General features: G+C 52.9%; 1 protein-coding gene. It reads left to right on the plus strand.

Features of this window, described 5'->3' with window-relative positions; genetic code table 11:
* The first annotated feature begins 111 nt into the window (after positions 1-111).
* Positions 112-321, plus strand: a complete 210-nt coding sequence (locus F2P44_RS34590; RefSeq protein ID WP_167094626.1) for a hypothetical protein — start codon at positions 112-114, stop codon at positions 319-321.
* Positions 322-418: the final 97 nt, after the last annotated feature.

Raw genomic sequence — 418 nt, forward strand, 5'->3', positions numbered from 1 at the left:
ATGAGATTAACCATGATTCCGCCACCATAACCGACCAGAATTCGTCCAGCATCACGAAAATGCGATGGAAAGTCGCGCTCCCGTGATGCCGGCCAGTTCAGAAAAATCGTTTTGCAATTGGCTCAATTGAGATGGGTCCAATGTCGTTTTGATTGGGGCTTGACTTTCGCTCTTGTCAAAAAAGCGCAGCTTATACCACTTGAAATTCCCGCGCTGATGGATGGCGCCAAGAGCAGCGCCGCGCTAGGCAGTTGCGGCACCTCCGATTGCTTGCCCGGCTTTGAAGTGCTGTGGCTCTATGACGTTTTCGGTGAAACTTGACGACCGCCACGGTATCGCCTAATTGAAACCGACCGCTTCGCGGCGGCCTGCAAGGGATTGACGGGTAAATGAGCGAGTTTGGACATGCGCAGATAGG

Origin of the sequence: Massilia frigida (genome assembly GCF_011682175.1) — a bacterium.
In the GTDB taxonomy this organism is placed as follows: domain Bacteria; phylum Pseudomonadota; class Gammaproteobacteria; order Burkholderiales; family Burkholderiaceae_D; genus Telluria_A; species Telluria_A frigida.